The 13,772-nt window shown below is 38.0% G+C and carries 13 protein-coding genes; 6 read left to right on the top strand and 7 right to left on the bottom strand.

Annotated elements, in window-relative coordinates; translation table 11 throughout:
* Position 1 precedes the first annotated feature (1 nt).
* Genes tssR through tssO form a run of 4 tightly spaced genes read right to left on the bottom strand, consistent with a single transcriptional unit; the run spans position 2 to position 4,454 of the window.
* On the bottom strand, positions 2 to 2,377 hold the full coding sequence (gene tssR, locus ACFE6N_RS01430; RefSeq protein WP_378933088.1) for a type VI secretion system protein TssR domain-containing protein: 2,376 nt from the start codon (positions 2,375 to 2,377) through the stop codon (positions 2 to 4).
* Between the two features lie 41 nt (positions 2,378 to 2,418).
* Positions 2,419 to 3,402 (bottom strand): PKD domain-containing protein, encoded by a 984-nt coding sequence (locus tag ACFE6N_RS01435; protein ID WP_090983650.1) that lies wholly within the window; start codon positions 3,400 to 3,402, stop codon positions 2,419 to 2,421.
* 34 nt (positions 3,403 to 3,436) lie between these two features.
* Complete coding sequence (locus tag ACFE6N_RS01440; protein WP_159435233.1) at positions 3,437 to 3,922, bottom strand: type VI secretion system transmembrane protein TssO; 486 nt, start codon at positions 3,920 to 3,922, stop codon at positions 3,437 to 3,439.
* Positions 3,923 to 3,932: 10 nt separating this feature from the next.
* Complete coding sequence (tssO, locus tag ACFE6N_RS01445) at positions 3,933 to 4,454, bottom strand: type VI secretion system TssO (RefSeq protein WP_378933092.1); 522 nt, start codon at positions 4,452 to 4,454, stop codon at positions 3,933 to 3,935.
* 179 nt (positions 4,455 to 4,633) lie between these two features.
* Here tssO and ACFE6N_RS01450 point away from each other — a divergent pair, with 179 nt between their 5' ends.
* Positions 4,634 to 5,068 (top strand): GPW/gp25 family protein, encoded by a 435-nt coding sequence (locus tag ACFE6N_RS01450; RefSeq protein ID WP_145857863.1) that lies wholly within the window; start codon positions 4,634 to 4,636, stop codon positions 5,066 to 5,068.
* A gap of 27 nt (positions 5,069 to 5,095) precedes the next feature.
* Positions 5,096 to 6,961 (top strand): hypothetical protein, encoded by a 1,866-nt coding sequence (locus ACFE6N_RS01455; RefSeq protein WP_378933095.1) that lies wholly within the window; start codon positions 5,096 to 5,098, stop codon positions 6,959 to 6,961.
* 182 nt (positions 6,962 to 7,143) lie between these two features.
* Here the strand turns inward: ACFE6N_RS01455 and ACFE6N_RS01460 are convergent, their stop codons facing one another.
* Positions 7,144 to 8,082 carry a type VI secretion system baseplate subunit TssG gene (locus tag ACFE6N_RS01460; protein ID WP_378933097.1) on the bottom strand — a complete coding sequence of 313 codons (939 nt, stop codon included), beginning with the start codon at positions 8,080 to 8,082 and terminating at the stop codon, positions 7,144 to 7,146.
* A gap of 118 nt (positions 8,083 to 8,200) precedes the next feature.
* Between ACFE6N_RS01460 and ACFE6N_RS01465 the strand changes: the two genes are divergently transcribed.
* Both ACFE6N_RS01465 and ACFE6N_RS01470 read left to right on the top strand, forming a co-directional pair.
* Positions 8,201 to 9,094, top strand: coding sequence for a TssN family type VI secretion system protein (locus ACFE6N_RS01465; RefSeq protein ID WP_145857868.1), 894 nt, complete (start codon positions 8,201 to 8,203; stop codon positions 9,092 to 9,094).
* A 19-nt stretch (positions 9,095 to 9,113) separates the two neighbouring features.
* The gene (locus ACFE6N_RS01470) at positions 9,114 to 10,253 is read left to right on the top strand and encodes a hypothetical protein (protein ID WP_378933100.1); all 1,140 of its coding nucleotides are present in this window, start codon (positions 9,114 to 9,116) and stop codon (positions 10,251 to 10,253) included.
* 83 nt (positions 10,254 to 10,336) lie between these two features.
* Here ACFE6N_RS01470 and ACFE6N_RS01475 read toward each other — a convergent pair whose 3' ends face one another.
* Positions 10,337 to 10,756, bottom strand: a complete 420-nt coding sequence (locus tag ACFE6N_RS01475; protein WP_378933103.1) for a hypothetical protein — start codon at positions 10,754 to 10,756, stop codon at positions 10,337 to 10,339.
* A 218-nt stretch (positions 10,757 to 10,974) separates the two neighbouring features.
* Between ACFE6N_RS01475 and ACFE6N_RS01480 the strand changes: the two genes are divergently transcribed.
* On the top strand, positions 10,975 to 11,742 hold the full coding sequence (locus ACFE6N_RS01480; protein ID WP_378933106.1) for a glycoside hydrolase family 11 protein: 768 nt from the start codon (positions 10,975 to 10,977) through the stop codon (positions 11,740 to 11,742).
* A 124-nt stretch (positions 11,743 to 11,866) separates the two neighbouring features.
* Positions 11,867 to 12,388 carry a hypothetical protein gene (locus ACFE6N_RS01485; protein ID WP_378933109.1) on the top strand — a complete coding sequence of 174 codons (522 nt, stop codon included), beginning with the start codon at positions 11,867 to 11,869 and terminating at the stop codon, positions 12,386 to 12,388.
* A gap of 794 nt (positions 12,389 to 13,182) precedes the next feature.
* Here the strand turns inward: ACFE6N_RS01485 and ACFE6N_RS01490 are convergent.
* Complete coding sequence (locus tag ACFE6N_RS01490; RefSeq protein ID WP_378933110.1) at positions 13,183 to 13,521, bottom strand: hypothetical protein; 339 nt, start codon at positions 13,519 to 13,521, stop codon at positions 13,183 to 13,185.
* Positions 13,522 to 13,772: the final 251 nt, after the last annotated feature.

Raw genomic sequence — 13,772 nt, forward strand, 5'->3', positions numbered from 1 at the left:
TTTAGTTGGTTGCAGGCAATACTGCCGGGTTAAAATTATTTTCGGTAATGTAGTAGTAGATTTTGCCGTTCGAAATGAACTGTTGTTCAATCTGCGTAGCTCTCTTTATCTGCTGAACCGACTGATCCAATAATTTAATATAGGCTTCAAACTGATCAAGCGGCATTTTTGAGGTGTTCTTTAAATCACTTACCGTATATTTCGATAAAAACTCATTGTTTAGAGGTAAACCTGTAACCAACTTAATGTAGTTTGTTAGCGTCATGGCCTTGATATCACCCGATGACATCTTCATACCCAACAACTGCTTAGGCATCCTTACATAGTTTTTAACCAGCTTTCTCCTGAAAGAGGATTGATCTGCCTGCAGGTTTTGCCCTAACATAATCGAAAAAACATCTACAATCTGCTTGTACTCCATATTGTTCAGTACAATTGCATATTGTAAGGTGGTCGGATTATTTTTTACTACATCGGCAGATATACTGGCAGTAGTATAATATTTAAAAGCATTGTGCGGCATACGATCGGCCACTTCCATACCGACAGGCTGAGGTAATAAAGCTTCCACATCGGCTGACAGGTTTTTACGTGAAATACCTGTTAAACGGAAAGCACTATCTAAAGAGCTGATCTGGCTGAAGATATCCATATTGGTTTCTTTTATAAAACGACGTAAGGCAATCGTCATACTCTGGTTGGAGTTTACCGATCCTTTGGTCGGGAAAACCACACCGCCTTGTATCAAACTATTTTTAGGATAGTCCAGATAGTAAGAAATAGAGTCTTGCAGGCTGGTGTTGTAAGGCTGAAAGCTTTTCAATCCTTCTCCTTTAACCATAGTATTTTTTCTGTACTCGGCCGCACGGATGGCTGATTCTGAAACCAGTTTGCGAGATTGGATAACAAAATCATTAAACGATTGGTTAAAATCGCTATATACCTGTAAGGCTAAAATTCGGGCATCGGCAAGGGCCACCTGCTCACTCAACTCATTGATGAGGTAATTATTGGTGCCGCCTGTGTTTCCGGTACTGCCCACTAAAATAATTAAGTTGGTTTCGTTCTTTATTCCTTTAAATAAATTTATTCCAGCTTTTAAAGCACTAAAAACCGGACTTTCGGTAATCTCTCCATTACACCTCATGGTGTTTTTTGCCTGGTTTGATAAGAAATTCATAAACTTCCGGTAATCATCCTGGATCGGGCTTACAAAAATACCTTGCTGCCCGCAGCCGGTTTCGCCCCGGTACACTACACCGCCATAGTTTACCTTTGTACCCTTACCAAAATCGCCCATAAGGTTTTCGAATGAACCAATGGTATTGGTCATCCCGGAAAGATATTTGGTCATTGGACTTCCTCCATCCACTACAAAAACAACATTTACCTTTGTTCTATTTTTGCGCAGATTCAAATAATCCTGATAAGAAAGGGATGAACCGTTAATAGTTAATAGCTTATTATCTTTTTTATTGTAAACATCGGTGGCAATGCCAACTGTGTTAGCGCCATCATCATTTGAAACAACAGGTACACTACGCAGAATCAGGTTTTCTCTTGGCAATAAGGGGTCTATTACAAAAGCAGTTCCGTTATCGATTCCGTTTTTAATGGCCATTGAGGTAGAATCATCCTTGTCGTAATCGCCAGGTTTAATGGAGGTGATGTATAAACGATCACCCCAGTGGTGTACTGCCTCAGCAGAAACCCATCCATAAACACTTTTCAGCGCACTATCTGCAACCAACTGGTCATCAGAGCCGATCAGGTATTTTTTACCATCTTCTGATTTTTTATAGATGTAAGCAATTTCGTGCAACCTCACTTTTGCCCTTCTGTCTTTAAGTTCAGGCGTATTGTAAACCAAGATGGAATCGGTGGTATCAAAATAAAATTTTGGTTCGGTTAAGGCATTTTTGCCATTTACAATACCAATGGCTTTCTCAGCATAACCTGTTTTTTGGTTAGAGAATGCACGTTGCCATAAAAGCAATTTTGATTTTGCTATCCATCCGTAGCTGATGGCGCTCTTTTTATCATTGATTTTCCTCCCCCTGATCATGCCCGCTTTATATTTGATCAGTTTCAAATAGCCGTTCTCTTCTTTAGAAACATAAAAAGGTTCCATAAAGCTGATTTTTTTCATAATAAGGCTTCCACCAGGCGCCGTTGTGGTATAATTATCTTCACGGTCGGAAAAAACAATCCATGGTAGGCTGCTTCTGCCGGTATTATCGTTAATATCTATGGTTTCGGCCGGCCTCTCGTAAGATTTAGGCATGTATTTTACTTTTTTGCCAAAGGATGCCGGTGATTGTGCATAGGCAAACGATATTCCTAAAAATAGGATGGTTAAGGCATAATATTTTTTCATATTCTATGTAGATGAGCTTAAAATTAGGTGAAGATGTTAATCTATTTCGTTTTTGCCGGCTGAGCATCAGTGGTTGCTGTTGTTGCGGGCTGGGCCGTTGCCGAGTGTTGTTTAATATTTAATAAACTGGCACAGGTAGAGTTTGGCTTAATCGTTAACTGCGCCTCATCCACCGCTATTTCGCCTCCAAATGTTAAGCCCATACAGTACGAATAAATATCAGTCTGTTTTTTCTTACCATTCATTTCTACATTTACCGTTACTTTTTCGTTGTTGCACATGTATTTGTTAATGAGGTAGTAATAGTTGGAATTAAAATCTGCACCGTTGGCTATGGCTTGTAAGCGGGCCCTGATATCATCAATGGTTTTACGTTCTCCATCACCAGGCGCAACTAAATCCTCAACGATTTCGGCATTTGGATCGGTAATCAGAACGGTTAGAAAGGCTGGCTTACGGGCTTTATCTGACCGAAGACGGACTACATATTTTCCGGGGCTACGGTAGGTATACAAGGCTGTTTTCCCCTTAACGTCAACGCGGCCGGTTTCGCCAAAAGACCATTCAAAATCTTTTCCGGGACCGTCGCCTTCAAGCCTGATCTCTTCATTAACCAAACCGGCTGTTGGCCCGCTAATGGTAAGTATACTATCCAAAACGGGTGTATGCACGGTATCGCGCACGGTAACCGGAAATTCCTGACGGAGTTCACCGTCAACAGTTAAGCGCACAATATAGGTATCGGGCTTTGTATAATGGTAAGTTCCTGTTTTCGTTGTCGCTTTTTCACCATTACCAAACTCCCATAACCATTTGGAAGCCTTTGGGGTATTATCGGTGAAAACCAGATCTTCATTTAAATAAATTTCATCCTTCAGGATTCTCGCATCAATTGTCCTTTTTTCGAACAATGAACTCTTGAATAAGAAAATCAGGCCTGTTAAGAGCAGTACAGCCAACAGGATGTAGAGAATAACATAGCCCTGCGAATTTGAATTAACTTGCTTGGTGTTTGTTTCAGACATAGGTAGCGTTTTTATAGGTTGTTTTTGGTGATGTTTATCTTGCAGATATGGTTTGCTGTAACTGACGTCTATTGGTGATACAATCATCCAACTGTCTTTTATGCAGCTCGATATCTGAAATATTTCTGTTTTGTTCCTGTCTATCGTAAAATAATCTGTCGTATAACTGTGCAGTATGAACAAAGATTTTATAGCGGGAATCTGATGCCTTACGGTCAAATGCAGCTTTGATTGAACCTAATGAAAGCTGGATATCGTTTTTTAGAAAAACGGCCTGCACATTCGGGTTGTAACGGGTAATTTGTTTAAAAGTAGTATCAATAGTGGGCATGGTTTCCTTAACCATATTTTCGAAGGCCTCGTTCTCATTAATCTTTACTTCGAGTTCTTCTTTAGAAATTTCATACCTTGATTTATCACTATAGAAAATCCCGAAGCTTAAAAGCCCTACCGTAAAAACGAACAACGCCGTAAAAAACAGGAATTGTTCGCGCCTTTCTTTTATGCTTAATTTTATCATATCGTATTAATTACCTGCCGTATCTGCCACTTCTTATTTTTTGTGCCGCAGATTGATTTGCCCTTTGGCATTCGTTTATCCGTTCTTTATACCGCTGTATATCGCTCCTTGACTGGAAAAGCGAATCCTGCAGATCGGCCATTGCACCAACATTTTTGTTTAATTTCTCATACAGATCAAAACTCGCACTGGGTTCAGTTTTTTTGGAAATCAATTCTTTGATCCGGTTATTAGCGCTCTGGATATCACTAAGCAGGATACTTTGCTTGCTCATTTCGTTTGCATTATAATCGCGATATTGGGCAAGCTCCTTAAAACGAACCTGAATAAGATCAAAATTTGTATTGATATCTTTTCTTAAGTAAGAGAGTTTATCGGTTTCTTTTACCTTTTTATCGAGTAGACTGTACTCGTAATCGGAAGCTGCAAAGAAAAGATAGACACACAAAATAGAGAATAATGCAAGTAGCACAAAGTCTAAGATAAACTTGGTATAAGCACTCCTAATTTCGACGGCGTTAATAGGTTTCATAGAAGGTTAATAGTTTCGCATAACAATAGTTTAATGATTAATCTGACATCACATTCACTTAAAATCACACATTTCTTCTCAAATTATCACCGTACTATAACAATTTTCAATATTCGTTGTTTGGTAATAAAAACGATTTTATTTCTTTTATTTTTAACAAACTTTAAGCCAAATCGTCGATGTCTGAAAATTTTTATCACAAACCCTTCAGATTTAAGTCCGTTTTTTCGGGCAGTGGCCTTCAGCCAACCGACCTGGGTAAATCGATTTCTAACCACATAGAGCTAATTATTTTTACTCGGTTTGGAGAACATCGGTTCAACAACGATTTTGGGTGCGAGATATGGGACCTTGACTTTGAATTAATTGTAAGCGAAAGTATCTGGGAGGAAAAATTCCGCAAATCGTTATTAAAATCGATTACCGACTATGAGTTCAGGATATATAATACTTCCGTTGAAGTGCACATTACCGAGGTAGAAAATGTATATCCGTTACGTAAGATAACCGAGATCAAAAAGAAAGTAGATATTAGTGTGAGGGCACTAATAAAAACCACCGGAGAAAAATACTTTTTTAATACCGCTTTATTTCTTAGCCCATTATCAACCTAAAATTAAAACGCTCAAAATATTCTACACATGAAACCAGTTTTTTATTCATCAAAAGATGAAATCAGGAATAGAATTCTAAAAAATGCCGAAGATTTTTGGAATGTTAAAGACAGTAACGATTTTGATCCACTTGTAAAGCTGATTATTGATGCCCTGAGCAATGAGCTTTTTAATGTATCCAATGATGTAAAAAACCTGGAGAATAGAATCTTCGATAAAATTAGCCGCATCCTTGCGCCGGATCATTTAACCTCATCATTACCTGCCCATGCCATCATCCATGCCCGTGCTATTGAAGAAGAGGACTATCTATCGCCATATACCCAGTTTTCTTTTAAGAAAAATATCCTGCAGGAAAACGATAAGGCTAAAAAAACAGATATTTTCTTTAGCCCTTTACACACTGTAAAAGTTAAAAATGCAACTGTAAAATACATTGCCACCGGAACTACACTCTTTAATGTAGAACACATGAGCAAACAGCCAGTGCTCAATACATTGCCTGGTTTTTCATTAGAAAAAAACACCGTGTATATTGGTTTTACCGGGATAAAAAACTGGATGGATTTTAATAAACTGAACTTATTTTTCGATTGGAAGAATTATTCAGTACCAGAAAACACTTACGACCTGTTATCGCTGGGTAAATGGTTCTATAAAGACAACGAAATTACGGCTTATACAGAAAGGTTTATGGACGAGCCTTTAACAGGTAAAATAGAAGCACCGTTTCATCACAAACAGTTGCTTAATCTGGTTAAGGCCGATGTTTTACAGTTTTACAACAATAGATTTATTACGCTTGGCGATCTTAATGATTTCAATATTGATGACAGCCAGGAATTACCAGTTGCTTTTTCACACGTTTTTCAACCAAATGCACTAAACCAGATTGACTCAAAAGTGAAATGGCTAAAGGTGGTCTTCCCCGCCGGCATTAACCAGGAAATGCTGAACGAACTTCATATCTATATTAATGCTTTTCCGGTGGTGAATAAAAAGCTAAGCCAGATTAAACACCGGCTTAAAACCATGAATAATATCATTCCGATTAAAACCGAGGCGATGGACCAGATGCTTGCGGTAGAAAATCTGAAAGACAATAAAGGCAAAAGCTATAACGAAATCCCTTACACCAATGAGAATGATAAGGGGGATGGTTCGTTTTCGATCAGATATGGCGGCACGGAGCGTTTCGATACCAGAAATGCAAAAGAACTGGTCGATTATCTGTTTGAACTGCTTCGGGATGAGAAAGCTTCATTCTCTGCCTATGGACCTGATTTTTTAAGTACAATTCTTAAAAATTTAGAACAAAATATAGCACTTATCGAACAAAAGAGCCGTTCGGCGTTAAAAGACATCAAAGAGTTACCTAGCTATATTGTATTAAAACCAATTGACGATGCCGATATTTTATTTCTGGATATCTGGGTAACACAGGCCGAAGAGGCTAACCACATTAATGCCGGTAGCCGATTAGCGCTATACGATAATAATAAGGTAAATGCAGAAAGTATTTTTTTGTTGAGCCAGACCAAAGGAGGCCGATCGAAGCTAAATGCAACGAACAGCGTACAGGCCTATAAATATGGATTGACCACAGCAGACCGGATTATCACCAAAGCAGACGTCATTAATTTTTGCCGTTACGAACTGGGCAATAAGTTAAAAGGCGTTACGCTGGCTAAAGGCATTATTATGGATAACAAGCCAAATGCAGGCTTTATTAAAACGACAGATATTATCATTGAACCTGCAGACAACCTTCAACTTAGTACACAAGATTGGGACGAACTTTTAAGTCTTACCCTAGCGAAATTAAAATTAAGAAGCACGATGAATGTGCATTATCGGTTAATGTTGAAGCCGGCATTGTATAGGGCGGTGTAATAATAGGTGCCCCATTTCAATTCGATAGCAATCGGATTGAACGCCGTGTAACGGAGTGTTTGCATAGATAGATTTCGCTTCTGCATTACATTCCTCTGGAAGTGAATGCATTGCGAAGGTGGCGATCGTGTAGAACGGCTTCGTACTCATCAATGACGACCTCCGGCAGTTTTAATATATTCTTAAAGATAAACCGTATAACCTAAATAGGCACGTTCACCATCTGCACTCAATACCGTTTCCTGTAAATCGGGTGCGGTAAGGAGTTCAACATCAACCTCAGCATCTACAGGCATTAAATAGCTTATGGCCATATCCAAAATGGCCCTGTTTTTTTGTCCTGGAATAAAACTGACCAACTCTTGTGGAGAAGTTGGACCGATATTAATATTGAAAGATTCATTTTCCGGCGTAAAACTATCTCCTATAATGGTATCGATACCCAATGCCCCCGAACCCAACTCAACCTGTAGGTGGTCTGCAATTTTTATCGGCTTAACATGAGCTGTGGCATTTACAATGGCGATTGGCAAATTAAATAATGCGGTAAGCACCTTTGAAACAAAATCGATATCGTTTCTCTTCTGTTGAATTTCAGGCAACAGGTGCATCCAAATGATGCTCTGCTCCTTGTTTAGCAGGTTAAATTCGTCCCAGCCGAATTCAAAGATCCGGCTTAAATCAGAATAGGTCGTTTTTTTATCGAGCATGTTTTCATACAGCTCGGTCATGATTCTTACATGGTTAATTTCGGCATCAAATGGCGTAAAAAATAACCGTGCCTGTTTTTCTTCCTCCCTCCGTTCTCTGATATCCTTAATCATGGATTCTTCATCCATACCCGCACTACCCGTTGGCGGCCGGTGGAAAAGCCCTTCGGGCAGCATATCATATAAACCTTCCCTATTGGTACTGATACGGATACGATCCTGCCTTCTTTTTTCAGAATAATAAAAGCTCGTATTTTCGATGTCTTTAGCAAAAGCCCGTTTATCAGGCCCTAAGGGGATAATTTCAACACGATCGGCTGCTATAACATCACGTTCTATCAAATCGGCTGCATGAGCCACCGCCTTGTAATCCGTAAAGAGTTCGTTATTAATAAAAGTTTCGTTTTTCATGTAAACTTTAAGCTTGCAGTTTTGTTATAGGATTGATTTTTGTTGTCGAAAAAAAATAAGAATCATATCAAATACGAAAGATACTATATTTGTAGTACATCACATCTATAAAAAATTAATGGACGTTAAATCATTTTTTATTCGCTTTCTTCTGTTTCCGCTGATCTTTATGGTCTCAACGGCGGTACTCTCTGTCATCAACAAAAAGAACCAGTTTCTAAATAACAAAAAACTCATTGTAAGTGTTCTGATCATCGGCATTATTTTAGCCATTCCTGGCTTTTTAGGCTTCCTCAATTTTAATTTTATGCCATGGGGCTACATTATATGCTGCATTTTTTATATTTTAATGGGTGTAGTGTTTGTTTATTTACTGACGAAGTATTACCCTAAGGATTTGCTGGAACGTAAATTATTTATCTTTTTCGCCACCTTGGTTGCGGCCATTTTATCAGTCTATTTATATCAGCTCGCCTTTAATTGGTTAAGCTCAGTAAATTTTGGCTGGTTTGGTGCGGGCAGCATTGCCTGTTTCTTTGTTCCGCTCCTTTTCTGGTGGGCCTATGTGTCACTGCTTAGCATTCCGTCTGAAATCTACAAAATATGGAAGTATCCTGATACTCCGCTGGATATCAATATGGACCATGTAGATTTCAACAGGCTTTTGGTGCTGGAGTTAGAACTCTATAAAAGAAGCACCGATCCTGAACCATTAAAGGTGAAGGTTAAAGCTGTAGAAAACATGAACTTTGGCATCTGGTTTCATAAGTTTATTGACGATTACAACCTGAAGTTTGCCAAAAGCCCGGTGGAGTTCAGAAGCGAAGACCAGGAGAATTATAAATGGATTTTTTTTATTAAAACTTCCTTTTTTAAACGCAATATCTTCATAGATCCCGATCTGGATATCATCGAAAACGGCATTACAGAGAAAATGACCATTTACGCTAAACGCGTATCAGAAAACGTAAATAAGCCTAACGAAGTTGGCGAAAGTGCTATCTTTATCTAATCTATAAAAAACATCTACCATGATAAAGCCGCTTAAATATAAATCCATCAACTGGATTAATGGCATGAAGCTGTCCAGTGATCATTTTACAGTAAGTGATCTCTATTTGCAGGATTTTGTGAGAGATGCCGTATCGCTACAGCTCAATAACAGCAATTACGGATTTTTACCTCCATTTGCTGGTTATAAAAGTTCGCACGACATCGAAATTATCGAAAAAGCAACCAATCATATCGAAATCAGAGTGAGGTACTGTAATGCAGTTACCCCCGAGGGCTGCCACATTGATATTACACAATCTGATAATATGGATACCCTGGTGCACAACCATTATTTTGGCCAGTCAGAACCACGTAACTATGTTATTCTGTTGGTTGTGAGTCCATTTAACCGGGTACCAACAGGCACGCCAAACCCTGAAGAAAACCCGATCCGCTATCCGGAGCTGACTAAAAGTTATTCAATTACCGTTTTACCAGAAAGCGAAGTGCGTTCGCAAACCGCCGACAGCTATTTTTTAACGATCGGTCAGGTTTATTACGAGAATGGAAGATTGTCCATCAATAATAGTTATATCCCGCCGAGCTCAACCATAACCAGTCACCCGGCATTAATTCGATATTACGAATCGTTCAGTGTTTTATTAAACGATCTGCAGCTGGCGGCTTTCAAAATTATCGACAAGACAGGAGGGCGTGACAATATTACACCGCTGGGCAAAAACATCCGTCTGATTTCTGAAAAAATTGTGGATTACATTGCCGGCTTATTTTACGAATACAGAAACATTGCACACCGTGAATCGCCCGTTGTTTTAACCGGTTATTTCTCCAGTCTGGCACATATCTTTTTTACTGCCATTAAACTGATTGATCCGCGTGAACGGGAAGAACTGCTCAAATATTTTTACGAGTGGAAAGATGTTACGCCTGGAAATTTTGAAGAGCTTTTGGCCAAAACCATCGAGTTGGTTTATGATCACAAACAGATTAACAACAGCATGGTAATGGTCAGCGAGTTTATGAACGTATTGGTAGCACTTTGGAATAAATTAAGTGGATTAGAATACATTGGCCAGCGTAAGGAAAATATCGTGGTTGCCGAACAGCAGGTGGTACAACAGGTACAGGCCAGGAAAACCTGGACATTGCTGGATTAAAATATTTATCGGAGTAAATTTTATAATGGAGCTGTACCCCTTAAATTGGGTACAGCTTTTTTATTGACTTAAATTCAGCAGGCCTAATCGAAAGCAACTTGATCTGCCCCTGAGATTTTATTAATATGACATGCGCATTTACCGCCAGTTACTTTAACAACAACAGATTTTGTTTGCTGGGTATCTACAGAAGTACCTGTTATTTTTAAATCATCGCCCTGTTCAGATAAGTCAGGTTTATTTTGGTCATCAACAACAATAAATACACCTTTCGTAGTGCTCGTGGAGATACTCGAATTAGCCGTTATCCGCTTTCCTGTTCGCTGGTTGATTACATTGAAAGCCTTTACCTCAGCACCAGCACCTTTATTATCTACAAATTTAATCATTACCGAAACAAATTCCTCAGTACAGATTTTAGACCCACAATCAGATGTTGCTTTATTTTTTTTACAGTTTAGTAAGGCAATGCTTACCAACAATACGAGCATTATTTTTTTCATCATATATTTTTTAAGCAAAACGACAAAACCTATCAAAACGTTACAGGTAAGTAGGATGAGCATACAAAAAAAAACAGCAACACAATTAAAAACTACAATAACACAAAACTAAGAATACAAACAAGTATAAACATTTGTATAATAAATTTGCTGATTATTAGCTATCTATCGCATCTGGATACACTTATTTTGCTTTCCTAACCAATATATATTTCATTATGAAAAAACAAAATTCACTAACAGGTGTAACCAGGAAGGTTACTTTTGTTGTAGCTGCAACCTTGGTGTTTGCAGGCATTGCAGGTTTAACAGGCTGTAAAAAAAATGAAAAGATGGAGCCAGAGGCTGTCACTGCTTTACCTCCTTCAAACAAAGCTGTCGCTACGGTAGAATCCTATCAATCAGGCACAAATAACGGCTTTTTCTGGTCTCTTTGGAAGAGTGACGGCGCAACCGGCACCGTTAACTATGCCAATGGTAGCGGTGGAAATTACAGTGTGAACTGGAATGGATTTAACGGTAATTTTACCTGCGGTAAAGGTTATTCGGTAGGATCGCCAACCTATAAGATAGGATATAACCTGGGCGCCTATTCAAACTCGGGTGGTGGCACTTTTGGCTGGTACGGATGGAGCAGAAGCCCTTATTATGAGTATTATGTGAATGAAACCTGGGGTGCAGTTTCACCACACGATGGTACTTATTTAGGCACATTTGAAACGGATGGTGCAGGTTATAACGTATGGACCAGATGGATGACAGGTAAAAATATCGACGGTGGTGACGGTTTCAGGCAGATTTACAGCTCAAGGGTTACAAAAACATCTACCGGACAAAATCATACCATTACTTTTGCCAATCACTATAACAAATGGCAAAGTTTAGGATATACCCTTGGTCAGTTAAACATTCCAGCTATTATGGTTTCGGAAACATGGGGTTCAAATACAAATGGTAACATTAACTGTACCATTTGGGCACAATAAAATATTTGTTTAATCACTTTATGTAAGATACTGCCCGACCGCAAATCGGGCAGTATATTGTACAGCTATTTTTGTCCACTTACGTGGATTGATGACACTTAAATATTATTTAACAAAGATTATCATGAGAACCATACTTTGCTTTGCTGTCTGCATTTCTATCCTATCCGCCTGCAATTCGCCAAAAGCTAAAAATGGGAGTGGAAATAAAAAATCAATAATCGGAAAATGGCATCGGTTTTCGACCGCAAATGGCTATAGTGAATTTGATATCGATTCGCAATCTGTAGTTTTCTATAACCAGAAAGTTGGCCGCTTTAAACTTCCTTATAAAATAGAAAATGATTCTTTAAAATACCTTACCAAAGATTATGAAGCCAAGATTACAAATTATGGCGACTCTATTCTTTTAGATGGGAATGATGGCACGCAAGCCGTTTTGCACCGATTTAAAGAACCGGATATTCCTTTTAAAGCCATCCCTGAAGAAAAGGATTCTATATCATTTGCATCATATATCGCCGATTTCGACAAAAGATTGATCGGCGAGTTTGAAAAAGCCGGCATCAAGATTTCTAATCCAATGGAAAAACAGAACAGCCCGGCATACGAGGAACTTCTAAAAAAGAAAACGGGAAGCAGGTGAACGATGTTTGACGGCCTTACAGGGCGCACTACTGAATACCATTCTTAGATTTTTATCCGTCGTCTTTTTTTAAACATGCCAATTTTGAGCTTTCCAGAAAATGAAAAAGAGCCTGTAAACATTTAATTTACAGGCTTTACTTGAATAAACTTTTTTTTTGCGGAATGGACGGGACTGACCCAAATTCCATAACCACCTATAAATACATTAAATATTAAAAACTAAATACGCTCACCAAACGCTCACCATTTTTTTGTTACTATTTGGCTGTAAATGACTACTTAAAGATAGCAATTAACTGATATTTTTGCAATAAAAATTGAATTTCAATGCTTTGCAATGTATTTATTACCAAAATATGGTTTACTTGATCACATTGGTATTTCCCCTACTTCAAATATCATCGTTTAGATAGTATTTAGCATGTTATTCTTGAGTTCATAGGCAAGATTTTATAATTCAACGATTTCAAGACCGTACACTACTACACAAAATTCAAGTTTATTTTTTAAGACATGGCTGCTAGAAGCCTACTCGCTTGGCGTCCACATTAGTGGGCATTAAAAAGTTGTATATATTTTGTCACTATGTCATCAAAGCTAGAGAGCCCAGTTCATGCAGTTTTATGCCAGAGATCCCTATATGTTAAACAAAAAATAGGCGCAAGTGACGATAGGTAAAAAATAAAGGCCCTCATAAATAATATCTTTACGGACCTTTATGAAATAAATAGCAGTTCCTGATAAATATCACTTCAAGGAAACTTAATCACAACCAAATTGATTACATCAAACTCATTTTTGTCGGGTAAATATTCTAAGCGATTTAAGAATTTTTTCGTCCTTTGAATATAGTAAAAGGCTGTCATTAGTTAGCTTAATAACTTTAGTTTTATAGTGGCCAGATGTTAGAATACTATCTTCACTCAAGCTGTATTTCGCTGAATCAACAATTTTTTGATCATTATCTTTGAAAGCCAGAAACAAAATCCCATCTCTAAAAGTCAAGTTTGCATACTCATTTTTTATCCGGCCACTATTTTCATCTGCTAATATTTTACTGGCTGCAATTGAAAAGGTGTCTCCCAATGCTTGTCGTTGTCCATACCATTTACCTTCAAGCTGTTTAATCATTTTATTTTTGTCCTTACATCCGATGAACAATATTATTATCAAAGGGATATAAACTGAAATTTTGATTCCATTCTCTATATGTTTTTTTAGCATATCAATTTCTCGTAACTTTTTTAAATAAAAAATTTCCCTCCTTCACTCGAAAGTTAATCATAAATGATGGAAATAGTATAAGTGAATCAGAAGATATACCTGATATCACATATCCATAATCTGAACGGACACCTTTTGCTGAAAAAAAAATTTCTTGT

Source organism: Pedobacter sp. BG31, from assembly GCF_042464845.1.
Taxonomy (GTDB): Bacteria; Bacteroidota; Bacteroidia; order Sphingobacteriales; family Sphingobacteriaceae; genus Pedobacter; species Pedobacter suwonensis.

Excerpts from the sequence above, each read along its gene's own strand:
- tssR (WP_378933088.1), bottom strand. The coding sequence starts at position 2,377 with ATGAAAAAATATTATGCCTTAACCATCCTATTTTTAGGAATATCGTTT.
- ACFE6N_RS01435 (WP_090983650.1), bottom strand. The coding sequence starts at position 3,402 with ATGTCTGAAACAAACACCAAGCAAGTTAATTCAAATTCGCAGGGCTAT.
- ACFE6N_RS01440 (WP_159435233.1), bottom strand. The coding sequence starts at position 3,922 with ATGATAAAATTAAGCATAAAAGAAAGGCGCGAACAATTCCTGTTTTTT.
- tssO (WP_378933092.1), bottom strand. The coding sequence starts at position 4,454 with ATGAAACCTATTAACGCCGTCGAAATTAGGAGTGCTTATACCAAGTTT.
- ACFE6N_RS01450 (WP_145857863.1), top strand. The coding sequence starts at position 4,634 with ATGTCTGAAAATTTTTATCACAAACCCTTCAGATTTAAGTCCGTTTTT.
- ACFE6N_RS01455 (WP_378933095.1), top strand. The coding sequence starts at position 5,096 with ATGAAACCAGTTTTTTATTCATCAAAAGATGAAATCAGGAATAGAATT.
- ACFE6N_RS01460 (WP_378933097.1), bottom strand. The coding sequence starts at position 8,082 with ATGAAAAACGAAACTTTTATTAATAACGAACTCTTTACGGATTACAAG.
- ACFE6N_RS01465 (WP_145857868.1), top strand. The coding sequence starts at position 8,201 with ATGGACGTTAAATCATTTTTTATTCGCTTTCTTCTGTTTCCGCTGATC.
- ACFE6N_RS01470 (WP_378933100.1), top strand. The coding sequence starts at position 9,114 with ATGATAAAGCCGCTTAAATATAAATCCATCAACTGGATTAATGGCATG.
- ACFE6N_RS01475 (WP_378933103.1), bottom strand. The coding sequence starts at position 10,756 with ATGAAAAAAATAATGCTCGTATTGTTGGTAAGCATTGCCTTACTAAAC.
- ACFE6N_RS01480 (WP_378933106.1), top strand. The coding sequence starts at position 10,975 with ATGAAAAAACAAAATTCACTAACAGGTGTAACCAGGAAGGTTACTTTT.
- ACFE6N_RS01485 (WP_378933109.1), top strand. The coding sequence starts at position 11,867 with ATGAGAACCATACTTTGCTTTGCTGTCTGCATTTCTATCCTATCCGCC.
- ACFE6N_RS01490 (WP_378933110.1), bottom strand. The coding sequence starts at position 13,521 with ATGATTAAACAGCTTGAAGGTAAATGGTATGGACAACGACAAGCATTG.